Origin of the sequence: Billgrantia aerodenitrificans (assembly GCF_021404405.1) — a bacterium.
GTDB lineage: Bacteria > Pseudomonadota > Gammaproteobacteria > Pseudomonadales > Halomonadaceae > Halomonas > Halomonas aerodenitrificans.
In genome coordinates this window covers 1-21569 of record NZ_JABFTV010000011.1, presented here as the reverse complement: position 1 = coordinate 21569, position 21569 = coordinate 1, and the positions used below count along the sequence as shown (strand labels likewise).

The window sequence follows — 21569 nt, the reverse complement described above, 5'->3', positions numbered from 1 at the left end:
ATTGAATAGATGGACGTTATTGAATCGATAGACGTCATTGAAGCGAGAGTCGTCGAAGCGCAGCCAAGGGCGACGCAGCGCCGTTCAGTACAGACAGCCAGACCCAAAGTGTCAAAGCGGGCGAAGCCTGCCAACCGGGAGAGAAGACATGAACCGACAGAACGGTTCTATCAGGCGCGCCGGCATGGGCATGATGCTGCTGTTCTGGGTATCGTTCATCGGCGTTGGCAGCTGGTGGTTCCACGGCTTTCTGGAGCAACAGCGCAATCCCAACGCGCACCTGGTCAATGCCGTGACCGGCTCCGACGAGCCGATCGTGCTGGAGCGAAGTCGCTCCGGTCACTTCGTCGCCACCGGACGTATCAACGGTGAGCCGATCGAGTTCCTGCTCGATACCGGTGCCACCTACGTGGCCGTACCTGCCGAGTTCGCCGAGCGGCTTGGCCTGCAGAGTGCCGGCTCGGCCTGGTTCAACACCGCCAACGGGCGTGTACGCGGCGATCTTACTCGGCTCGACGAGGTCAGCCTGGGTGGCTTCACTGCCACCAACGTCAATGGCTCCATCAGCCCCGGGCTCGAGGGCGAGGTGGCGCTGCTGGGGATGAGTTTCCTCAATCGTTTCGACATCGAGATTCGCGATGCCCGCATGATACTGCGCCCGGCGCAGCAGCCCTGAGGATGTCATGTCAAAGGAACTGAGAGGCCGCAAGGCCGGCAAGCCGAACCAGATACCCGCTCCGGGGTGGCTGGACGTGATCTGGCGGGTCAAGGAGCAGCTTGCGGACGATCACGTCAACATGCTGGCAGCCGGCATCGCCTTCTATTCGTTGCTGTCGCTGTTTCCCGCCATGGCGGCGGTCATCTCGCTGTGGGCGCTGGCCTTCGATCCGGTGGAGCTGGCTGAGCAGATCGCTGAACTCGGCCGTTTCATGCCGCCCGGTGGGGCTCGCTTGATTACCGAACAGGCCGAGGAGGTCGGCGCCAATACCGACACTGGGCTCAGTCTGGCGGCGCTGTTCGGCCTGGCGGTGGCGATGTTCGTGGCATCCAAGGGGGTGCGCGGTCTGCTGGTTGGGCTCAACGTGGTGTATGGCGAGGAGGAACGGCGCGGCTTCGTGCATCGCATGCTGGTGGTGGCCACGCTGACCATCGGGCTGATCGTGATCTCGCTCGGGGCGATCGGCGTCGTCGCGCTGTTTCCGCTGGTCGTCGGCTGGCTGGCCCTGGAGGGGCCCGTGGTCACCTTGATCAATTGGCTACGCTGGCCGGCCCTGCTGCTGTTGATGATGTTCGTGATCGCGGTGCTCTATCGCTATGGCCCCTATCGCAGCTCGCCGCGCTGGGAGTGGGTCAGCGTGGGTACCCTGGTGGCCACGCTGTTGTGGCTGCTCGGCTCCGGCGGTCTGTCGCTCTACGTGAGCCAGTTCGCCAACATGGATGAGCTGTATGGCTCGCTCGGGGCGGTGGTGATCCTGATGCTATGGTTCTGGCTCTCCTCGTTCGTCGTATTGCTGGGCGCCGAGATCAACGCTGAAATGGAGCGCCAGACCAAGCGCGATACCACGGTTGGCGAACCCCGGCCCATGGGCGAGCGGGGCGCCTACGCCGCCGACACGCTGGGGCAGAAACGCCCCTGGCAGCGCAACAAACGACAGCAGGGAGAGCAGGGAAAATGACCATGAATCTGACTCGCCGGCTCGGCATGGAGCTTCCCATTCTTCAGGCGCCCATGGCCGGCGTGCAGGGCGCCGAGCTGGCCGTGGCCGTGAGCGAGGCGGGAGGGCTTGGCGCCTTGCCCTGCGCCATGCTCACACCCGAGGCCATGGTGGATGAGCTCCAGCGCATTCGCGCCGCCACCGCGCGGCCCCTCAACGTCAACTTCTTCTGTCATGCGTCGCCGGTGCCGGACGAGACGCGGCTGGCGCGCTGGCATCGGCTGCTGGCGTCTTACTACGCCGAGTACGGCCTCGATATCGACAGCGTGCCGGCCGGTCCCGGGCGGCGTCCGTTCGATCAGGCGGCGTGCGATGCCCTGGAGCACTTCCGCCCCGAGGTGGTCAGCTTCCATTTCGGCCTGCCGGAGGCGGCGCTGATCGAACGGGTCAAGGGCTGGGGGGCCGTGGTGCTCTCGTCTGCCACCACCGTCGAGGAGGCACGCTGGCTCGAGGCCCATGGGGCCGATGCGATCATCGCCCAGGGGCTGGAGGCGGGAGGCCACCGTGGCATGTTCCTCGACGAGGACGTCACCACCCAGCTCGGCACCTTTGCCCTGCTGCCGCAGGTGGTGGCGGCCGTGTCGCTGCCGGTGATCGCCGCCGGGGGCATCGCCGATGCGCGTGGGGTGGCGGCAGCACTGGCGCTGGGTGCCGAAGCGGTACAGGTCGGCACCGCCTTCATGTGCTGCCCCGAGGCCACCACCTCGGCGCTGCATCGCCGCGCGCTGCAGAGCGAGGCCGCGCGCCATACGGCGCTGACCAACCTGTACACGGGGCGCCCCGCGCGGGGCATCGTCACCCGGCTGATGCGCGAGCAGGGTCCGCTCAGCGAGGCGGCACCGGCCTTCCCGCTGGCCACTGCCGCCATCGCCCCGCTGCGCAGTGCCGCCGAGGCCGCGGGCAGCGCCGATTTCTCGCCGCTGTGGGCCGGACAGAACGCCAGCAGCTGTCGTGACGTGCCGGCGGCCGAGGTGGTGCGCGCTCTCGCCGCAGGTTTTAGCTGAGGCAGAGCTGGCGGGAGGCGGTGAGACTGATATCATGGATGCATGAACAGTATTTCAGGCTCCGCTGCAGCTACGGCCTCCCTCGACGACCCCTTCTACTACCTGGCGAACTTCCGTTTCGTCCTGGGCTGGGTGGGCACGCATCACGCCGACCTGCTGACCCGGGAGGAGCGTGGTCTTCTCGCCACGTTCGACGCCTTCCCGCAGCCGTCCCAGGCGCTGCTGGTGCGCATGGTGATGCGCAAGGGAGAGCTCTTTCGTACCGGTAGGCTCGTCTACCCCGAGATCGGCGACACCGAGCGCGCCCTGGCGCCGCTGGTGGATGCCGGCTGGGTCGAAGCGGATCCCGAGCTGGGGTTCGCCGAGCTGTTTCGTCTGCTGCGCCTGGCCGAACTGCGCCGGGCGCTGAAGGCGGAGATCGCCGCGGCGGGGCTCGCTCCCGGAGCGAGCAAGACGGCAATCAGCGAGGCGTTGTCGGTGCAAGAGTTCCAGGCGAAGAGCCTGAGCGAATGGTGGCCGGAGACGAGGGAGGCCCTGAACGGCGAGCGCATCGTGCGGCTGACGGTCATGCCCTGGTGCGACCGCCTGCGGCTGATGTTCTTCGGCAACCTGCGCCAGGACTGGGCCGAGTTCGTGCTCGCCGAGCTCGGCCTGCAACGCTTCGAGCGAGTCGAGCTGACGCCGGGCTCCCGCGCCTTCCAGCATCGCGAAGAGGTCGATGCCTACCTGGCACTGCACGTGCTGCGCGAGCGCCTGGAGCAGGGCGAACCGCTCGCGGCGCTGGTGGCCGAACTGCCGAGCGTGCCGGAAAAGAACGTTTGGCTGGCGCAGCGGCGAGGCAAATTGGCGTTCCTGCTGGGCCAGGCCGCCGAACGAAGCGGGCAGGAAGCCTTGGCCCTGAGGCTTTATGTCGAAAGTGGCGAGGGCGCGGGCGGTCAGGTGGAGGCGCGCATACGCCGCCTGCGGCTGCTGGAGCGGCTGGGTGAATATCGTCAGGCTCATGCGCTGGCCAGCCGGGCATGGGCAGCGGCCGTCGGCGAGCAGGAGCGCCAGGCGCTGGCACGCCTGCTGCCCAGGCTGTGTCGGCGGTTGGAGCTGGCACCACCGAGCCGCGAGCCCGACGCTGCCGTTCGGCGTCTCGATCTCTGTTTGCCGATGGCCGGCGCGATCGGCGTCGAGCGGGCCGTGGCCGAACACCTGAACCGCCCCGAAGCACCGGCTCATTACGTCGAGAACGCGCTGCTCACCGGCCTGTTCGGCCTGCTCTGCTGGCCGGCACTGTTCGCCCCGCTGCCGGGTGCCTTCTTCCACCCCTTCCACGTCGGCCCGGTGGATCTCTATCGCGACGACTTCGTCGCGCGCCGGCGCGAGCGGTTCGCCGCCTGCCTGGCGCGTCTCGACGACGGCAGCCACGGTGAGGCGATATGGCGCGTCTGGCACGAGAAGCGCGGTGTGGCCTCGCCCTTCGTCTACTGGGACGTGCTCGACGAGGGGCTGCTGGAGCAGGCGCTGGCCTCTATTCCGGCGACCCACCTGCGGGCCTGCTTCGAGCGCCTGCTCGCCGATCTCAAGGCCAATCGCGCCGGTCTGCCCGATCTGATCCAGTTCCTGCCCGGCGCGGCCAGCGGCGAGCCTCGCTATCGCCTGATCGAGGTGAAGGGGCCCGGCGACAGGCTGCAGGACAACCAGCGGCGCTGGCTGGCGTTCTTCCAGGCCCAGGGCATCGAGGCGATGGTCTGTCACGTCACCTGGCAGCAGGGCGGGGCGTCATGAGCGCTGCCGCGACGAGCGGTGAAGCGCCGCTCTATCGCGTGGCGGTGCGGGCGCTGTGCGACTTCACCGCCCGCGAGGGCGATCTCGACCTCCGCTTCACTCCTTCGCCCAGCGCTCGCGAAGGCATCGCCGGCCACGCCCTGGTGGCGGGGCGTCGCGGCGAGCGTTACGAGCGCGAGCTGGCCCTGAGCGGGCATTACCGCGGCCTTGCGGTCAGCGGTCGGGCCGACGGCTTCGACCCGGCGCTGAACCGCCTCGAGGAGATCAAGACCCATCGCGGCGACCTCTCGCGCATGCCCGCCAATCAGCGGACCCTGCACTGGGCCCAGGTCAAGGTCTACGGGGCGCTGCTGTGCGCCGAGCGGGGGCTCGCTTCGCTGACCCTGGCGCTGGTCTATTTCGATATCGGCAGCGAGCGCGAGACCCTGCTGACCGAGAAGGCCAGCGCCACCGAGCTCAGCGCCTTCTTCGAGGCCCAGTGCGAGCGCTTCCTGAGCTGGGCCGAGCAGGAGGCAGGCCATCGCCAGGCCCGCGATACCGCCCTGGCCGGGCTGAGCTTTCCCCACGCCGAGTTTCGTCCCGGGCAGCGCGAGCTGGCCGAGAGCGTCTACAAGGCGGCGGCCACCGGACGCTGCCTGCTGGCTCAGGCGCCTACCGGCATCGGCAAGACCGTGGCCACGCTGTTCCCGACCCTGAAGGCGATGCCGCGCCGGCGGATCGACCGGCTTGCCTTCCTGACCATGAAGACCCCGGGACGGCGTCTGGCGCTGGAGGCGCTGGCGCGACTGGGGGCGGCCAGCGACTGCGGTGAGGACGGGGAGGGGCGCCTGCCGCTGCGGGTGCTGGAGCTGACGGCGCGCAGCAAGGCCTGCGAACACCCGGACAAGGCGTGCCACGGCGATGCCTGTCCGCTGGCCGCCGGCTTCTACGACAAGCTGCCCGCCGCGCGCCAGGCCGCAGCCGAGCGTGGCTGGCTCGACCGCGAAGCGCTGCGCGAGGTGGCCCTCGAGCATGACGTCTGCCCCTACTACCTGGGCCAGGAGCTGGCGCGCTGGAGCGACGTCTGCGTGGGCGACGTCAACCACTACTTCGATGTCTCGGCGCTGCTGCACGGTCTGGCCCAGGCCAACGGCTGGCGCCTGGCGCTGCTGGTGGACGAAGCCCACAACCTGGTGGAGCGGGCCCGGGGCATGTACAGCGGGGAGCTGGATCAGCACGCTTTCGCGACGCTGCACCGCAGTGCCCCTGCGCCCCTGGTGAAGCCCCTCGGCCGGCTGATGCGCCAGTGGCAGGCGCTAGTGCGCGAGCAGGGCGGCGCCGACGAAGGGCAGCGGGGCCGCCCCGCCTACCAAGTACTCGATGACCTGCCCGGCCGCCTGGTCGGCGCGCTGCAGCAGGTGGCGACGGCGATCGGCGACTATCTGGCCGAGCATCCCGGCGGCGCCGACCCGGTGCTGCAGGAGCGGCTGTTCGATGCCCTCGGCTTCGGCCGTCTGGCCGAGTCGTTCGGCGAACACTCGCTGTGCGACCTCTCACGCCATGGCCGCGGGCGCGCGGTGCTGGGGCTGCGCAACCTGATACCGGCCGACTTCCTGGCCCCGCGTTTCGCCCAGGCACACAGCTGCGTGCTGTTTTCGGCCACGCTGTCGCCGGCCCACTACCATCGCGACCTGCTCGGGCTGCCGGACGACTGTGTGTGGCAGTCGGTGGCCTCGCCGTTTCGCAGCGATCAGCTCGAAGTGCGCATCCCGGGCGGTATCTCGACCCGTCTGCGCGACCGCGAGGCCTCGCTCGAGCCCATCGTCGCCGAGCTGGCCGGGCAGTACCGCAGGCAGCCGGGGCTCTACCTGGCCTTCTTCAGCAGCTTCGCCTACATGGCGGCGGCGGCGGAGCGACTGGCGCGGCTCCACCCCGAACTGCCTCATTGGTGTCAGACCCGCGGCATGCGCGAAGACGAGCGCGACGCCTTCCTGGCCCGCTTTCGTGCGGGCGGGCAGGGCATCGGCTTCGCGGTGCTGGGCGGGGCCTTCGGCGAGGGTATCGACCTGCCCGGCGAGCGGCTGATCGGGGCTTTCATCGCCACCCTCGGCCTGCCGCCGTTCGATCCCTTCAACGAGACCCTCAAGGCCAGGCTGGAGGCGCGGTTCGGCAGCGGCGATGCCTACGCCTATCGCATACCGGGGCTAATCAAGGTGATTCAGGCCGCCGGTCGGGTGATTCGCAGCCCCGAGGACCGCGGCACGCTGGTGCTGATGGACGATCGCTTTCAGCGCGCGGAGGTGCGCCGGCTATTCCCCGACTGGTGGCAGCTCGGCTGAGATGAGTTACCTGATATTACCTGGCGTAACAGTTTCGGATTGTTACCTTTACAGCTGCGTGCTACTTCTTGAACAACACCGACCGCTGGACAAGGAGATGTCTGATGGGAATCGAAGTAGGCGGCCTTTTGGGTCTGATCTGGCTGATCATCCTGGTCTGGGCCATCGTCAAGGTGGCCAAGAGCCCGGCCGGCCCCATTGCCAAGCTGTTGTGGATCATCGTATTGCTGTTGTTCCCGCTGGTGGGGCTGATCATCTGGCTGCTGATGGGACCCAAGGGGTAGCGGGCTCTAAGAGGAGCAGTGTCATGGGGCGGGGCCGGGTCATGGATTGTCCCGCGGCTCGCCCCGCTCGCATTTCTGGCATTCGAGTTCGAGGCCTAGGCGTGTACGCCGCCCGGCCTCGGTCGTGACCCAGGGGCGCTCTATCCAGGGCGGCTGATGGCGCACGTGCTGGTTGTGGCCACATGCCAGCTCCGCGACCCAGTGTCCTTCGTCGTCCCGGTGGTAACCTACGATGGCTTGACGCATCTCTCTGCTCGTCAGATGTGCGGGGTCAGCAATCGATGGCGTTGCCTGCGCGCACTCTACCGAAATTGCTCAGTACCAGCTCGGCGCCCTGCCCATGCCGACCGCAGATGTGGAAGGTGCCGTTGTGCCCCGACGACCGGCCCAACTGAGTGAAGCGCACCGGCTTGCCATCCTGACGATAGCTGACGCTGACGCCGCGGCCGGCCTCCAGCACCCTGAGCAGGGCATCCGGGGCGAAGTCTTCACCCGACAGCGGGCCGAGCACGATGACCAGCGGGGCGCTCCAGTCGTCCATGTGGCAGCGCTGCCGGTCCGGGCTGGGGCAGACGATGACCGTGCTGCGTCGGGTAATGGCGCTGTTGCGTGCCAGCGAGAGCGCCATGCGCAGACGGTGCGCTTCGGCGACCACTTCCTGGCGGGCGTTCATCGCCTGCAGGCCGGGCACCGCCCAGCCCATCAGGATACCGGCCACGACGATGACGACCAGCAGTTCGATCAGGGTCAGGCCACGTTGGCGTGGGGCGGTGAAAACCGGGGCGTGAGCCGCATCCATGGCGCTCTCCAGGGTGGTCTCCTCAATGAGGCATCCACTCTAGTCGAGCTGGGCAGAGCGTCTATCAGTCATCGCCGATGGAAACTGTAGGCGATTGCCGCTATGGCCTGACAGCTTACTCCTCGGGGCGCTGTTCCTGCAGGTAACGGTCGCGATGAGCGCTGCTGCAGAACCATTCGCCCTGCTCGCGCAGCGCCTCGCTCTCCGGCACGTGCACCTGGCACCAGCTGCAGCGCACCATCTGATTGCCTTCCTGGTGCGATGCATCCTCCAATTGCCCTTCGCGGTCGAGCTTCCACTCGCGGTACATGCGATAGAGTTTGAGGCCGGCGAAGAACAGCACGGCGAAGATGATCAGGCGAATGAGCAATAGGTTCATCCTTTTCTGGCTCCCTTCTGGGTTGGCGGCTTTGCCAGCCGGACGCCCTTGCGGGACAATGTCATGACATCGATTCTCAAGAGATTCCTACGCCCATGCAAGACTTGACGCTGGTGATGGCGCAGCTGGACCCGCTGGTGGGTGACATTCCCGGCAACGCCGAGCGTGCCATCGAGGCCGTGCGCGAGGCACGCATCGAACACGGTGCCGACATCGTGGTGTTCCCCGAGCTGTTCCTGAGCGGTTATCCGCCCGAGGATCTGCTGCTGCGTCCTTCCATGGAGACCCGCCTGCGTGAGGCGCGCTCGCGCATGGCGGCCAAGATGTCCCGCGACGTGCTGGTGATCATCGGCTATCCCGGCCGCCGCGAAGGGCTCGGCTACAACCTGGCCGGGCTGCTCTACAACGGTGAGTGGATCGGCGAATACGCCAAGCAGGTGCTGCCCAACTATCAGGTCTTCGATGAGCGGCGCTATTTCGCCACCGGAGAGCAGAGTCTGGTCCTGGAACACAAGGGAGCCAAGCTCGGCGTGCTGATCTGCGAGGATCTGTGGGACGGCGCGCCGGTGCGTGCCGTACGCGATGCCGGCGCCGACATCGTCGTCACGCTGAATGCCTCACCCTATCACCAGGACAAGCCGGCCGAACGCCTGCGCCTGCTCGAGCAGCGAGCCGCCGAGGTGTCGCTGCCACTGGTCTACGTCAACACCATCGGCGGTCAGGACGAGCTGGTGTTCGACGGCGGCTCGGCCTGCGTCGATGCCGGTGGCCAGGTGCGGGTCGTGGCACCCTACTGGCAGGCGGGGCTGATGCCGGTGCAGTTCGTGCAGGAGAATGGCGTCTGGGCACCGGTGGAGGGCGAGATCGAATCCCTCGAGGAGCCCGAGGAGAGTCTCTACTGTGCGCTGGTCAGCGGCGTGCGCGACTACGTCAACAAGAGCGGCTTCGAAGGCGTGGTGCTGGGGCTTTCCGGCGGCATCGACTCGGCCCTCACCCTGGCCATCGCCGTGGATGCGCTGGGGCCGCAGCGGGTGCATGCGGTGATGATGCCCTACCGCTATACCGCCGACATGTCCCAGGAGGATGCGGCCGAGCAGGCCCGGCTGCTCGGTGTGCACTACGAGGTGCTGCCCATCGAGCCGATGGTCGACGCCTTCATGGCCACCCTGGCCGACACCTTCGCCGGCACCGAGCGCGATACCACCGAGGAGAACCTGCAGTCGCGCTGTCGCGGCGTGCTGCTGATGGCGATCTCCAACAAGAAGGGCCTGATGGTGCTGACCACCGGCAACAAGAGCGAGATGGCGGTGGGCTACGCCACGCTCTACGGCGACATGGTGGGTGGCTACAATGCGCTCAAGGACGTCTACAAGACCTGGGTCTATCGTCTGGCCCGCTGGCGCAACGAGCAGGAGCCGGCAATTCCCGAGCGGGTGATCACCAGGCCGCCCTCGGCCGAGCTGGCGCCGGGGCAGCAGGACACCGACTCGCTGCCCGACTACGATACGCTGGATGCCATTCTCATGCGCTACATCGAGGGCGACATGAGCGCCGAAGCGATCATCGAGGCCGGCTTCGAGCGCGATGACGTCTACCAGGTGGTCAAGCTGGTCGATCGCAACGAGTACAAGCGGAGGCAGGCGCCGGTTGGCGTACGGGTGACCCCGCGCGGCTTCGGACGCGACCGCCGCTATCCCATCGTCAACGGCTGGCAGCCCGGCGACTGACCGAGCCGGAGCGCCCAACGCAAGAACCCGAGAGCAAGCTCGCGGGTTCTTGGTTTCCAGCCGGGGCTGACGGGCTCAGGCGGAGAGCGACTGGGCGCGCACGTGCTGCGGCTGGAAAGTGCGACCCCGCAGGCGCTCGTTGCCGGGATCGTTCTCGATCAGCACCTGCAGCACTTCGCGGGCACGGTCGCGCATGTCGAGCCCCAGGTAGCCCTCGACCATCACGGCCAGCGCATCGCGGGTGGCCTCGGCTTCCGGGTAGTTCTCGACGACCCAGCGGCCGCGCTCCACGGCGGCCAGATAGGCGCCCTTGCGCAGGTAGAAGTCGGCCACGTGCAGCTCGTGACGGGCCAGCACGTTGCGCAGGTAGACGATGCGCTGCTCGGCGTCGGGAGCGTATTCGCTGGCCGGGTAGCGCGATACCAGCTCGCGGAAGTCGGAGTAGGCGTCGCGAGAGGCGCCCAGGTCACGCTTGGAGATGTCGATCAGGCGCAGGCGCTCGAGGCTGAAGCGACCCGCCTGCCAGGAAGACAGCCCGCGCATGTAGAGCGCATAGTCGGCCTGCGGATGAGTGGGGTGCAGGCGGATGAAGCGGCTGGCTGCGGCGCGGGCGGCTTCCCAGTCCTGGGTCTGGTAGTAGGCGTAGATCAACTCGAGCTGAGCCTGTTCGGCATGACGCCCGAAGGGATAGCGCGTATCGATGGCCTCGAGGCGCGTAATAGCGGTGGTGTAGCGGCCGCCTTCGAGCGCGTCGCGCGCCTCGTCGTAGAGCTGCTGTTCGGCGACGCCTTCGAATTCGTCTTGTTCTTCCGTGCCAGACCTGCCGGCACAGCCCGTGATCAGGGCGGCGGCCAGAAGCAGGGCGACAAGGCGTGTGGCGATGGGGGAAACGCGCATCGTGATCCTCGTATCTAACAACTCGTGTCGGCCATGGTAGAATTGGCCATAACCCGTCCACTATAAAGCACCTCGCGCCAAAACGCAGTCCGAGGATGCTCTCCAACGACAGTCCATCATGCCCCAGACCGTGGAAGCCCAGCAGCGTGTGCCCATCTCCCTGGCCGGCAGCCGTCTCGACCAGGCCGCCGCCGAACTCTTTGCCGACCATTCCCGCGAGCGGCTCAAGGGCTGGATCAAGGCGGGCGCACTCACCGTGGACGGCCGACCGGGCAAGCCCAAGGACAAGATGGCCGGCGGCGAGTGGCTCGAGCTGGTGGCCACGCTCGAGGAGGAGACTCGCTTCGAGGCCGAGGACATCCCTCTCGACATCGTCCACGAGGACGATGAGGTGCTGATCATCGACAAGCCGGCCGGCCTGGTAGTTCACCCAGCCGCCGGAAATCCCGATGGCACCCTGCTCAATGCCCTGCTGCATCACTGCCCCGGTCTCGCCGCCGTGCCGCGTGCCGGTATCGTGCACCGGCTGGACAAGGACACCACCGGCTTGATGGTGGTGGCCAAGACGCTGGCGGCCCAGACCGCCCTGGTGGAGCAACTGCAGGCCCGCACCATGTCACGCGAGTACGATGCGGTCTGCGTCGGCGTGATGACCTCCGGCGGCACCGTGGATGCTCCCATTGGCCGCCACCCCAAGGATCGCAAGCGCCAGGCGGTCCACCCCAGCGGCAAGCCGGCGGTGACCCACTATCGGGTGGTCGAGCGTTTCCGCACCCATACCCACGTGCGCTGCCGGCTCGAGACCGGTCGCACCCACCAGATCCGCGTGCACCTGGCCCATCGGCGCTTCCCGCTGGTGGGCGATCCGGTATACGGTGGACGCCTCAAGCTGCCGGCCGCAGCCAGCGAGGAGCTCAAGACGCTGCTGCGGGAGTTTCCCCGGCAGGCACTGCATGCCCGCAAGCTGGCTTTTCTGCACCCTGCCAGCGGCGAGACGGTGGAGTTTCGGGCGCCGCTGCCCGACGATCTGCTGCTGTTGATCGATTATCTGCGTGACGACCACGAGGTCATGCGCTGAGGAGCCTGGATGAGCGATGCCCCCCACCTGCAACCGACCCTGATCGAACCCGACTGGCCGGCGCCGGCCAATGTCGGCGCGTTCGTCACTACCCGCGAGAGCGGCCCCAGCCAGGGGGAGTTCGCCTGTTTCAATCCGGCCGATCAGGTGGGCGACAATCCGGCTCACGTGGCGCTGTGCCGCCGTTTGCTGGCCGATGAGATCGACGACGAGCGGCCGCTGCTGTGGCTTCGGCAGGTGCATGGTGCCCGGGTGCAGTCGAGCTATACCGACAGCGTACCCGAGGCGGATGCCTCGGTGGCCTTCGACCGCGGCCACGCCTGCGTGGTGCTCACCGCCGATTGTCTGCCGGTGTTCTTCTGCGACCGCACGGGAACCCGGGTGGGGGTGGCCCATGCCGGCTGGCGCGGCCTGGCCGGCGGCGTGCTCGAGGCGGCGGTGGCTGCGCTCGGCGTGCCCTCGGAAGAGATCATGGTCTGGCTGGGGCCGGCGATCTCCAATGCCCAGTTCGAAGTCGGTCCCGAGGTGCAGCGGGCGTTCGTCGGCATCCATCCCGAAGCGGCGGCGGCGTTCGACCCCAGCCCCTATCGCCTGGGTCACTACATGGCCGATCTCTACAAGCTCGCCCGTCTGCGCCTGGAGCGGCTGGGAGTCGCCCATATCAGCGGGGGTCACTTCTGCACCGCCTGCGAATCCCGCTTCTACTCCTACCGCCGCGACAACGGCAAGACCGGACGCATGGCCAGCGTGATCTGGTTGAGATGAAGATTCCTGCATATCGGTAAGCGGCTTCCGGGGCCGCTCTGATCTACGTCAACCTTCGCTTCCTTTCCCTGGCCGGCGACTTGAAAGCCGGCCACGCTGACTCCATTGAATCTGTCAACGATACGACAGGGCCAAGCGGCGCGTCCGAACGCGCCGCCACCCCGATGGAGGAAAGCGAATGCGTTTCGACAAGTTCACCGCCAAGCTGCAGAACGCCGTGGCCGACGCCCAGTCGCTGGCCGTAGGCCGTGGTCACAACCAGCTCGAGCCCGGCCACCTGCTGCTGGCGCTGCTCGATGCCCGTGACACCGGCATCAAGGCACTGATCCAGAAGGCCGGCGGCGACGCCGCACGGCTGCGTGACGCCCTGGTCGGGCATCTCGACGACCTGCCCAAGGTTTCCCAGTTCACCGGCGAGGTACAGCCCTCGCGGGACCTGATCAAGCTGTTCAACCTCACCGACCGCGAGGCGCAGAAGCGCGGCGATCAATACATCGCCAGCGAGCTGGTGCTGCTCGCTGCGCTGGAGCTGAGCCATGCGGTGACCAAGCTGTTGACCCAGGCCGGCGTGACCCGCAAGGCGCTGGAGCAGGCAGTCGACAGCGTGCGTGGCGGCGAGCGGGTCGACGATCCCAACGCCGAGGAGAGCCGCGAGGCGCTGGAGAAGTACACCCTGGACCTCACCGCGCGTGCCGCCGACGGCAAGCTCGATCCGGTGATCGGCCGCGACGACGAGATCCGCCGTACCATCCAGGTGCTGCAGCGGCGCACCAAGAACAACCCGGTGCTGATCGGCGAACCCGGCGTGGGCAAGACCGCCATCGTCGAGGGGCTGGCCCAGCGCATCGTCAACGGCGAGGTGCCGGAAGGGCTCAAGGACAAGCGCGTGCTGTCGCTGGACATGGGCTCGCTGCTGGCCGGGGCCAAGTTCCGCGGCGAGTTCGAGGAGCGCCTGAAGTCGGTACTCAAGGAGCTGGCCCAGGAAGAGGGCCGGGTGATTCTGTTCATCGACGAGCTGCATACCATGGTCGGTGCCGGCAAGGCCGAGGGCGCGATGGACGCTGGCAACATGCTCAAGCCGGCGCTGGCCCGCGGCGAGCTGCACTGCGTGGGCGCCACCACCCTCGACGAGTACCGCAAGTACATCGAGAAGGATGCCGCCCTGGAGCGGCGCTTCCAGAAGGTGCTGGTCGACGAGCCCAGCGAAGAGGATACCGTGGCGATCCTGCGCGGGCTCAAGGAGCGCTACGAGGTACACCACAAGGTCGACATCACCGACGGTGCCATCATCGCCGCGGCCAAGCTCTCGACCCGCTACATCACCGACCGCCAGTTGCCCGACAAGGCCATCGACCTCATCGACGAGGCGTCGTCGCGCATTCGCATGGAACTCGACTCCAAGCCCGAGGAGATGGATCGCCTCGACCGCCGCCTGATCCAGCTCAAGATGGAGCGCGAGCATCTCAAGAAGGAGACCGACGAAGCCTCGAGGAAGCGCCTCGAAAGCCTGCAGGAGCAGATCGATGAACTCGAGCGCGAGTATGCCGACCTCGATGAGATCTGGAAAGCCGAGAAGGCCAGCATCCAGGGGGCGGGGCAGTTCAAGGAGGAACTCGAAAAAGCCAAGATCGAGCTGGAGCAGGCGCAGCGCAAGGGTGACCTGACCCGCATGTCGGAGCTGCGCTACGGGGTAATTCCCGAGCTGGAGAAGAAGATCACCGAGTCCAGCGAAGCCGAGGCCGATACCTCGAAGCACAAGCTGCTGCGCTCCAGCGTCACCGAGGAGGAGATCGCCGAGGTCGTATCGCGTTGGACCGGTATCCCGGTGGCCAAGATGCTCGAGGGCGAGCGCGACAAGCTGCTGCGCATGGAGGAGGCGCTGCACCGGCGCGTGATCGGCCAGGAGGAGGCGGTCACTGCAGTAGCCAACGCCGTGCGTCGCTCCCGCGCCGGGCTCGCCGATCCCAACCGGCCCAACGGTTCGTTCCTGTTCCTCGGTCCCACCGGGGTGGGCAAGACCGAGCTGTGCAAGGCGCTGGCCAACTTCCTGTTCGACACCGAAGAGGCCATGGTGCGTATCGACATGTCGGAGTTCATGGAGAAGCACTCCGTGGCGCGGCTGATCGGTGCGCCGCCCGGCTATGTCGGCTACGAGGAGGGCGGTTATCTGACCGAGGCGGTGCGGCGCAAGCCCTACTCGGTGTTGCTGCTCGACGAGGTGGAGAAGGCCCATCCCGACGTCTTCAACATCCTGCTGCAGGTGCTGGAGGATGGACGCCTCACCGACGGCCAGGGGCGCACGGTGGATTTCCGCAATACCGTGATCGTGATGACCTCCAACATGGGCTCGGACATCATCCAGCGTCTTGGCGGAGACGACACCAAGTACGAGGAGATGAAGCAGGCGGTGATGGACGTGGTGAGCATGCACTTCCGTCCCGAGCTGATCAACCGCATCGACGAGGTCGTGGTGTTCCACGCCCTGCGTCAGGCGCAGATCGAGGCGATTGCCGGCATTCAGCTCGACCGGCTGCGGGCACGTCTGGCCGAGCATGGCATGCAGCTCGAGGTCAGCGACGAGGCCATGGCCCAGCTTGCCCTGGCGGGCTTCGATCCGGTATTCGGTGCGCGGCCGCTCAAGCGGGCGATCCAGAGCCGTATCGAGAACCCGCTGGCGCAGGATCTGCTGGCCGGCCGCTTCGCTCCCGGCGACACCATTCACGTCGAGGTGGAAGAGGAAAAACTGGTGTTCCACCGCTGATACATAACGTTACGTATTGGCCGCTGCTCGATCCAGCAAACGGCTACACTACTAGTAGGTTGCGTCCTGTAACCCCCCTTGCCCGCCCGCACTAGCCGGCGGGTTTTTTTTATCTCCTCAGCCTCCGTGTGGCGGCTCACGGTTGACACTTCCGCAAGGCTGTTGGAATCTTGAGCGTTCCTGATTTGCGGGCGCGGATTCCAGCGGGCAACCCCCCATCCCCGCGCGAAGGGTAGGCCACATTGGCCTCTACCCGCCGAAGGACTACCGGATGCGGCCAACCGCCGCTTCTGGCCAATGCCCCGACGCGGCGATCCGCCGTGATGGGAACGCCCGGCTACCGCTAGCGCGATCGGCCCAGTGCGTTCCCGATGAGAGTGCAGGCCCCAACAGGGCTAAATGCCAGGGTTTGGCATCAGGTGTCGGCTCGGCCGACAGCGGCATACCGCCGCACTCGAACCCGTGCCCATCAAGGGCGCGGATCGCACTCGAGACCTCCAGGGGAGATACACAAGTGGAATTGCTTTCCGGCGCGGATATGATCGCCCGATTCCTGCAGGATGAAGGCGTCGAATACATCTATGGCTATCCCGGCGGCGCGGCACTGCATATCTACGATGCACTGTTCCGTCAGGACAAGGTCAAGCACATCCTGGTGCGCCATGAACAGGCGGCCACCCATGCCGCCGATGGCTATGCCCGGGCCTCCGGCAAGCCAGGCGTGGTACTGGTCACCTCCGGCCCCGGTGCCACCAACGCCGTCACCGGCATCGCTACCGCCTACATGGATTCGATACCCATGGTGGTGCTGTGCGGGCAGGTGATGAGCCACCTGATCGGCGACGACGCCTTCCAGGAAACCGACATCATCGGCGTGACGCGGCCGATCGTGAAGCATAGCTTCTCGATCAAGCATCCGACCGAGATTCCCGAAGTGCTGAAGAAGGCCTTCTATCTGGCCGCGACGGGTCGACCCGGCCCGGTGGTGGTGGACATTCCCAAGGACATGACCGCTCCCACCGAGCGCTACGAGTACGTCTATCCGAAGAAGGTCAAGCTGCGCTCCTACAACCCGGTGGCGCGGGGCCATACTGGCCAGATCAAGAAAGCCGTGGAGATGATGCTCAAGGCCAAGCGGCCGGTCTTCTATACCGGCGGCGGGGTCATCACCGGGCGTGCCTGCGAAGGGCTCACCGATCTGGTCAAGCGGCTCGGCTACCCCATCACCACCACACTGATGGGTATCGGGGCCTATCCGCAGAGCGACAGGCAGTGTCTGGGCTGGCTGGGCATGCACGGCTCCTACGAGTCGAACATGGCCATGCACCATGCCGACCTGATCATCGCCATCGGCGCGCGTTTCGACGACCGCGTGACCAACAACACCTCCAAGTTCTGTCCCACGGCCAAGATCATCCATGTCGACATCGACCCCAGCTCCGTCTCCAAGACGGTGCGTGCCGACGTGCCCATCGTCGGGCCGGCGGCCAGCGTCATCGACGAGATGATCAGCCTGGTGCAGGGCAAGGAGATCGGCCATCCCGAGGCGCTGACCGAGTGGTGGCAGAAGATCGATGGCTGGCGCGAGGAGCGTCGCGGCAAGCTCTACGAGCCCTCGAAGCCCGGCGAGCAGCTCAAGCCTCAGGAGGTGATCGAGGCGCTGTGCGAAATCACCCGCGGTGAGGCCTATGTGACCACCGACGTGGGCCAGCATCAGATGTTCGCCGCCCAGTACTACAAGTTCGACAAGCCCAACCGCTTCATCACCTCGGGCGGGCTCGGCACCATGGGCTTCGGCTTTCCGGCGGCCATGGGCATCAAGCAGAACTTCCCGGACGAGCAGGTCATCTGTGTCACCGGCGAAGGCAGTTTCCAGATGATGATGCAGGAGCTCTCCACCTGTAAGCAGTTCGGTGGTGGGGTCAAGATCATCAATCTGAACAATGCCTCGCTGGGCATGGTGCGCCAGTGGCAGGATCTCAACTACAAGTCCCGCCACGCCCACTCCTATATGGAGTCGCTGCCGGATTTCGCCAAGCTGATCGAGGCCTATGGCTTCACGGCGCTGCGGGTGGAGACGATGGACGAGCTGCGCCCGGCGCTGGAACGCACCTTCGCCGACAAGCATGAGCTGGTGTTCGTCGATGTCATCGTCGACCCGCGCGAGCACGTTTATCCGATGCAGGTGCCCCTCGGCTCCATGCGTGACATGCTGCTTTCCAAGACGGAGCGGACCTGATGCGCCATATCATCTCGATTCTCATGGAAAACGAACCGGGCGCACTGTCTCGCGTGGTAGGGCTGTTCTCGCAGCGCAACTTCAACATCGAGACGCTCAACGTAGCGCCCACCGAGGACCCGTCGCTGTCGCGGCTGACCGTGACCACCGTCGGTGACGACCGGGTGATCGAGCAGATCACCAAGCATCTCAACAAGCTGATCGACGTGATCAAGCTGGTCGATCTCACCGAGGGCAACCACATCGAGCGCGAGCTGATGCTGGTGAAGGTCAAGGCGCTGGGGGCGGCCCGCGATGAGGTCAAACGTACGGTGGACATCTTCCGCGCACAGATCGTCGACGTCACGCCGAGCCTCTACACGGTGCAGATTACCGGGGACGCTCCCAAGCTCGATGCGTTCCTGCAGGCCATGGGGCCGGTGGGGATTCTCGAAGTGGCGCGGACCGGGGTGTCGGGTATCGCCCGCGGCGACAAGGTGCTTTCGCTCTGAGTTACGACTGCGTTCGTGACGTAAATCTACCTTCTGCAGTATGTCTAGCCGCCCTACGGGGCGGCTTTTTGTTGGCTGGCTCTGTCAGCGCTCCTCGACTTCGTCCCACAACGCCTGGATCAGAGGGCTCTTCAACTGGCGGTGGAGAACGCAAAGCCCGACATCGTAATGGGGCAGCTCGGGTTTCACCGGCAGTACCCGCACCCGCTGGGCCAAGGGGCTGTTGTCGAGCACGATCCGCGGCACCACGCCGATGCCGAAGCCGAGCCCCACCATGCTGACGATCGCTTCGTGACCGGCCACCTGGGCGTAGATGCTGGGTGGCACGCCCAGAGCGCGAAACCAGGTGTCCGTATACTCCCGTGACAGTCCCGCCTCGGAGAGAATCATCGGCACGTTGCGCCACTGCCCGATGGAAGGGGAGTCGGGCGTGGCGGGAACCCACTCGGCCTGGGCCATCGGGGCAATGAACACCAGCGGTGAGCGGGTCAGCGACTTGAAGGCCAGTCCGGCCGGCATGCTGCGGGGTCGCGGCGTGATGGCCATGTCCTCCTCGCCGGCCAGCACCCGCCCCATCGATTCCGCCGGATCGCCGGTATGCAGCTTGAGCTCGATACGCGGATGGCGCTGACGGACGTCGCTGAGCAGGTCGTAGAGGAAGCTGTAGCTGGCGGTGACTGAGCAGTAGATGCTGATTTCACCGGCAAGCTCGCCGGCCTGGCTGCCCAGGGCGTGGCGCAGCAACTCCCATTGGTGCAATGCCTCACGAGCATATTGCTGAAAGAGTTGGCCCTGGCGGGTCAGGGCGACATGGCGGTTGTCGCGCACGAACAGCGGCGCATCGAGCGTCTCTTCGAGCTGGCGGATCGTCCGTGAGAGCGTCGAAGGGCTGACGTGACAAAGCTCGCTGGCACGACCGAAGTGCAGCGTATCGGCCAGGGAGAGAAACTGCTTGAGGGGGCGCATGTCCATCGAGTGATTATTGCACATGATGGCATGTCGTGTTGCAAATATAGCGTTTTACGCAACATGTGCATGGCGTTAAGGTAGCCACATCGAAAGAGCCGACTCCCAGCGCCGCGACAGACGGCGCGGGTGGCCGTCAACGCTGACACGACACTTCGCCAATCTTCGCTTCAGGAGCAATACGCATGCACGTCTACTACGACAAGGACTGTGACCTCTCCCTCATTCAGGGCAAGAAGGTCACCATCGTGGGCTACGGCTCACAGGGTCACGCCCATGCCAACAACCTCAAGGAGTCCGGTGTCGACGTCACCGTCGCGCTGCGCTCGGGCTCTTCCTCCGCGGCCAAGGCCGAAGCTGCCGGCCTCAAGGTTGCCAGCGTCGAAGAAGCGTGTAAGGCGGCTGATGTAGTCATGATCCTGGCGCCGGACGAAAATCAGAAGGCGATCTACGAAAATCAGATCGAGCCGAACCTGAAGCAGGGCGCCACCCTGGCCTTCGCCCACGGCTTCAACATCCACTACAACCAGATCGAGCCGCGCAAGGATCTCGACGTGATCATGGTCGCGCCCAAGGCGCCGGGCCATACCGTGCGCTCCGAGTTCGTCAAGGGCGGCGGTATTCCCGACCTGATCGCCATTCATCAGGATGCTTCCGGCAAGGCCAAGGAGCTTGCGCTCTCCTATGCCGCAGCCATTGGCGGCGGTCGCAGCGGCATCATCGAGACTACCTTCAAGGACGAGACCGAAACCGACCTGTTCGGTGAGCAGGCCGTTCTCTGCGGCGGCGCGGTCGAGCTGGTCAAGGCAGGCTTCGAAACCCTCACCGAAGCGGGCTACGCACCGGAGATGGCCTACTTCGAGTGTCTGCACGAGCTCAAGCTGATCGTCGACCTGATGTACGAAGGCGGCATCGCCAACATGAACTACTCCATCTCCAACAACGCGGAGTATGGCGAGTACGTGACCGGCCCCGAGGTGATCAACGAGCAGTCCCGCCAGGCCATGCGCAACGCACTCAAGCGCATCCAGACCGGCGAGTACGCCAAGATGTTCATCCAGGAAGGCAACACCAACTACCCCTCGATGACTGCCCGTCGTCGCCTCAATGCCGAGCATGAGATCGAGCAGGTGGGTGCCAAGCTGCGTGGCATGATGCCGTGGATCGCGGCCAACCAGCTGGTGGACAAGTCCAAGAACTGACTGTCCGTTTGGCGCATGTGTTGCACCCAAGGGCGCGGATTTTCCGCGCCCTTGGCGTTCTGGTGGTCCGCATGTGCACTGTCCGCTGCGATATCTCGGTGTAGAATGGTGATTAATACCTTCGGGTGAACCCATTCTGGCAATGGACGAGACGAATGAGTCAGGAGCCCCGCAACACCGAGCACGACAATTCCCGCAATGCCCCGGAGTCTTGCCCCACTGAGGGCAAGAGGGAGCAGCCGGCCGAAGAGGATCTGGCTGCCGCCTTCGTGCGTGAGACGGAGGTGATCGAAGAGTCGATCGAGAATGGCAAGAAGGTGCGGCGCAAAGGCATCTATCTGTTGCCCAACCTCTTCACCACATCAGCCCTGTTTGCCGGCTTCTTCTCGGTGGTGGCGGGTATCAACGGCGACTTCACCGCTGCTGCCGTGGCCATTTTCATCGCCATGGTGCTGGACGGGCTGGACGGACGGGTGGCTCGCCTGACCAATACCCAGAGCGCCTTCGGTGCCGAATACGACAGCCTTTCCGACATGCTCTCCTTCGGCGTGGCGCCGGCATTGGTGGCGTTTACCTGGATACTCCAGGACATCGGCAAGACCGGCTGGGTGGTGGCCTTCCTCTACGTCGCCTGTGCGGCGCTGCGGCTGGCGCGCTTCAACGTTCAGCTCGGTAGCGTCGACAAGAAGTGGTTCATCGGCCTCCCCAGTCCTTCGGCGGCAGCCTTCGTGGCCGCCAGCGTGTGGACCTTCCACAGCTTCGATGCCGAGGCCTTCGGCTTCAAGCTGCTGATGCTGTTCGTGGTGGCGACCGCCGGTATCCTGATGGTCAGCAATATTCGCTACTACAGCTTCAAGGAAATCGATCTCAAGGGGCCGGTGCCTTTCGTGGTACTGCTGGCCATCGTGCTCGGCTTCGTAGTGATCTCGGTCGAGCCTTCGGTGATGTTGCTGCTGCTGTTCGGCGCCTACGTGGCTTCCGGCCCGACGCTTGCCGCCATGCGCAAGATGAAACACTCACCGCCCTCGAGCTGAGTGGCTGCGTGATCTTCGACGCCCGCCCCGTGCGGGCGTCGTCGTCTTCACTCCTGGGGCAAAACCATCCACAGCCCCTCGCCTGCGAGCGGCTGTGGATAGCTGACTCGCCCGCGTCTCGTCACCGCTTCGCCATC

At 65.8% G+C, this 21569-nt stretch carries 19 protein-coding genes; 14 read left to right on the top strand and 5 right to left on the bottom strand.

Annotation, left to right across the window (positions count from 1 at the left end; all coding sequences use genetic code 11):
* The first annotated feature begins 148 nt into the window (after nt 1-148).
* From HOP59_RS18780 to HOP59_RS18755, 6 genes are all read left to right on the top strand, one after another.
* On the top strand, nt 149-676 hold the full coding sequence (locus HOP59_RS18780; RefSeq protein WP_010627665.1) for a retropepsin-like aspartic protease family protein: 528 nt from the start codon (nt 149-151) through the stop codon (nt 674-676).
* Between the two features lie 7 nt (nt 677-683).
* Nucleotides 684-1676: a YihY/virulence factor BrkB family protein gene (locus HOP59_RS18775; RefSeq protein ID WP_234254972.1), complete on the top strand. Its 993-nt coding sequence runs from the start codon at nt 684-686 to the stop codon at nt 1674-1676.
* Between the two features lie 2 nt (nt 1677-1678).
* Nucleotides 1679-2719, top strand: coding sequence for an NAD(P)H-dependent flavin oxidoreductase (locus HOP59_RS18770; protein WP_234254970.1), 1041 nt, complete (start codon nt 1679-1681; stop codon nt 2717-2719).
* Nucleotides 2720-2761: 42 nt separating this feature from the next.
* Nucleotides 2762-4492 carry a VRR-NUC domain-containing protein gene (locus HOP59_RS18765; RefSeq protein ID WP_234254968.1) on the top strand — a complete coding sequence of 577 codons (1731 nt, stop codon included), beginning with the start codon at nt 2762-2764 and terminating at the stop codon, nt 4490-4492.
* Nucleotides 4489-6810, top strand: coding sequence for an ATP-dependent DNA helicase (locus HOP59_RS18760; RefSeq protein WP_234254966.1), 2322 nt, complete (start codon nt 4489-4491; stop codon nt 6808-6810). The genes HOP59_RS18765 and HOP59_RS18760 overlap by 4 nt, the downstream gene beginning before the upstream one ends.
* 104 nt (nt 6811-6914) lie before the next feature.
* Nucleotides 6915-7094, top strand: a complete 180-nt coding sequence (locus HOP59_RS18755) for a PLDc N-terminal domain-containing protein (RefSeq protein ID WP_010627671.1) — start codon at nt 6915-6917, stop codon at nt 7092-7094.
* 39 nt (nt 7095-7133) lie between these two features.
* Here HOP59_RS18755 and HOP59_RS18750 read toward each other — a convergent pair whose 3' ends face one another.
* From HOP59_RS18750 to HOP59_RS18740, 3 genes are all read right to left on the bottom strand, one after another.
* A complete protein-coding gene (locus HOP59_RS18750) occupies nt 7134-7340 on the bottom strand; it encodes a DUF3565 domain-containing protein (protein ID WP_234254963.1) in 207 nt (68 codons plus the stop codon).
* 25 nt (nt 7341-7365) lie between these two features.
* The gene (locus HOP59_RS18745; RefSeq protein WP_234254961.1) at nt 7366-7893 is read right to left on the bottom strand and encodes a GspH/FimT family pseudopilin; all 528 of its coding nucleotides are present in this window, start codon (nt 7891-7893) and stop codon (nt 7366-7368) included.
* Nucleotides 7894-8008: 115 nt separating this feature from the next.
* Nucleotides 8009-8272, bottom strand: a complete 264-nt coding sequence (locus HOP59_RS18740) for a PP0621 family protein (protein ID WP_234251888.1) — start codon at nt 8270-8272, stop codon at nt 8009-8011.
* A 95-nt stretch (nt 8273-8367) separates the two neighbouring features.
* Between HOP59_RS18740 and HOP59_RS18735 the strand changes: the two genes are divergently transcribed.
* Complete coding sequence (locus tag HOP59_RS18735) at nt 8368-9999, top strand: NAD+ synthase (protein ID WP_010627675.1); 1632 nt, start codon at nt 8368-8370, stop codon at nt 9997-9999.
* A 75-nt stretch (nt 10000-10074) separates the two neighbouring features.
* On the opposite strand, the gene HOP59_RS18730 is transcribed toward HOP59_RS18735, so the two are convergent.
* A complete protein-coding gene (locus tag HOP59_RS18730; RefSeq protein WP_010627676.1) occupies nt 10075-10896 on the bottom strand; it encodes an outer membrane protein assembly factor BamD in 822 nt (273 codons plus the stop codon).
* Between the two features lie 118 nt (nt 10897-11014).
* Between HOP59_RS18730 and rluD the strand changes: the two genes are divergently transcribed.
* The 5 genes from rluD (at nt 11015) to ilvN (ending at nt 18230) form a co-directional block, all read left to right on the top strand.
* Nucleotides 11015-11974 (top strand): 23S rRNA pseudouridine(1911/1915/1917) synthase RluD, encoded by a 960-nt coding sequence (rluD, locus tag HOP59_RS18725; RefSeq protein WP_010627677.1) that lies wholly within the window; start codon nt 11015-11017, stop codon nt 11972-11974.
* Nucleotides 11975-11983: 9 nt separating this feature from the next.
* On the top strand, nt 11984-12739 hold the full coding sequence (pgeF, locus tag HOP59_RS18720) for a peptidoglycan editing factor PgeF (protein ID WP_234254960.1): 756 nt from the start codon (nt 11984-11986) through the stop codon (nt 12737-12739).
* Nucleotides 12740-12917: 178 nt separating this feature from the next.
* Nucleotides 12918-15500, top strand: a complete 2583-nt coding sequence (gene clpB / locus HOP59_RS18715; RefSeq protein WP_234254958.1) for an ATP-dependent chaperone ClpB — start codon at nt 12918-12920, stop codon at nt 15498-15500.
* A gap of 514 nt (nt 15501-16014) precedes the next feature.
* Nucleotides 16015-17739: an acetolactate synthase 3 large subunit gene (locus HOP59_RS18710; RefSeq protein ID WP_234254956.1), complete on the top strand. Its 1725-nt coding sequence runs from the start codon at nt 16015-16017 to the stop codon at nt 17737-17739.
* Nucleotides 17739-18230: an acetolactate synthase small subunit gene (ilvN, locus tag HOP59_RS18705; RefSeq protein WP_010627682.1), complete on the top strand. Its 492-nt coding sequence runs from the start codon at nt 17739-17741 to the stop codon at nt 18228-18230. The genes HOP59_RS18710 and ilvN overlap by 1 nt, the downstream gene beginning before the upstream one ends.
* A gap of 84 nt (nt 18231-18314) precedes the next feature.
* Here the strand turns inward: ilvN and ilvY are convergent, their stop codons facing one another.
* Entirely contained in the window at nt 18315-19202 is an 888-nt protein-coding gene (gene ilvY, locus HOP59_RS18700) for an HTH-type transcriptional activator IlvY (RefSeq protein ID WP_234255208.1), read from the bottom strand.
* A gap of 179 nt (nt 19203-19381) precedes the next feature.
* On the opposite strand from ilvY, the gene ilvC reads away from it, so the two are divergent.
* Complete coding sequence (gene ilvC / locus HOP59_RS18695; RefSeq protein WP_234254954.1) at nt 19382-20398, top strand: ketol-acid reductoisomerase; 1017 nt, start codon at nt 19382-19384, stop codon at nt 20396-20398.
* 155 nt (nt 20399-20553) lie between these two features.
* A complete protein-coding gene (gene pssA / locus HOP59_RS18690) occupies nt 20554-21432 on the top strand; it encodes a CDP-diacylglycerol--serine O-phosphatidyltransferase (protein WP_234254951.1) in 879 nt (292 codons plus the stop codon).
* The last annotated feature ends 137 nt before the right edge of the window (nt 21433-21569 follow it).

Coding starts and splice junctions, on each gene's coding strand:
- HOP59_RS18770 (WP_234254970.1), top strand. CDS start 1,679: ATGAATCTGACTCGCCGGCTCGGCATGGAGCTTCCCATTCTTCAGGCG.
- clpB (WP_234254958.1), top strand. CDS start 12,918: ATGCGTTTCGACAAGTTCACCGCCAAGCTGCAGAACGCCGTGGCCGAC.
- HOP59_RS18765 (WP_234254968.1), top strand. CDS start 2,762: ATGAACAGTATTTCAGGCTCCGCTGCAGCTACGGCCTCCCTCGACGAC.
- pgeF (WP_234254960.1), top strand. CDS start 11,984: ATGAGCGATGCCCCCCACCTGCAACCGACCCTGATCGAACCCGACTGG.
- HOP59_RS18730 (WP_010627676.1), bottom strand. CDS start 10,896: ATGCGCGTTTCCCCCATCGCCACACGCCTTGTCGCCCTGCTTCTGGCC.
- HOP59_RS18735 (WP_010627675.1), top strand. CDS start 8,368: ATGCAAGACTTGACGCTGGTGATGGCGCAGCTGGACCCGCTGGTGGGT.
- HOP59_RS18755 (WP_010627671.1), top strand. CDS start 6,915: ATGGGAATCGAAGTAGGCGGCCTTTTGGGTCTGATCTGGCTGATCATC.
- ilvN (WP_010627682.1), top strand. CDS start 17,739: ATGCGCCATATCATCTCGATTCTCATGGAAAACGAACCGGGCGCACTG.
- HOP59_RS18780 (WP_010627665.1), top strand. CDS start 149: ATGAACCGACAGAACGGTTCTATCAGGCGCGCCGGCATGGGCATGATG.
- HOP59_RS18745 (WP_234254961.1), bottom strand. CDS start 7,893: ATGGATGCGGCTCACGCCCCGGTTTTCACCGCCCCACGCCAACGTGGC.
- ilvC (WP_234254954.1), top strand. CDS start 19,382: ATGCACGTCTACTACGACAAGGACTGTGACCTCTCCCTCATTCAGGGC.
- ilvY (WP_234255208.1), bottom strand. CDS start 19,202: ATGGACATGCGCCCCCTCAAGCAGTTTCTCTCCCTGGCCGATACGCTG.
- rluD (WP_010627677.1), top strand. CDS start 11,015: ATGCCCCAGACCGTGGAAGCCCAGCAGCGTGTGCCCATCTCCCTGGCC.
- pssA (WP_234254951.1), top strand. CDS start 20,554: ATGAGTCAGGAGCCCCGCAACACCGAGCACGACAATTCCCGCAATGCC.
- HOP59_RS18750 (WP_234254963.1), bottom strand. CDS start 7,340: ATGCGTCAAGCCATCGTAGGTTACCACCGGGACGACGAAGGACACTGG.
- HOP59_RS18775 (WP_234254972.1), top strand. CDS start 684: ATGTCAAAGGAACTGAGAGGCCGCAAGGCCGGCAAGCCGAACCAGATA.
- HOP59_RS18740 (WP_234251888.1), bottom strand. CDS start 8,272: ATGAACCTATTGCTCATTCGCCTGATCATCTTCGCCGTGCTGTTCTTC.
- HOP59_RS18760 (WP_234254966.1), top strand. CDS start 4,489: ATGAGCGCTGCCGCGACGAGCGGTGAAGCGCCGCTCTATCGCGTGGCG.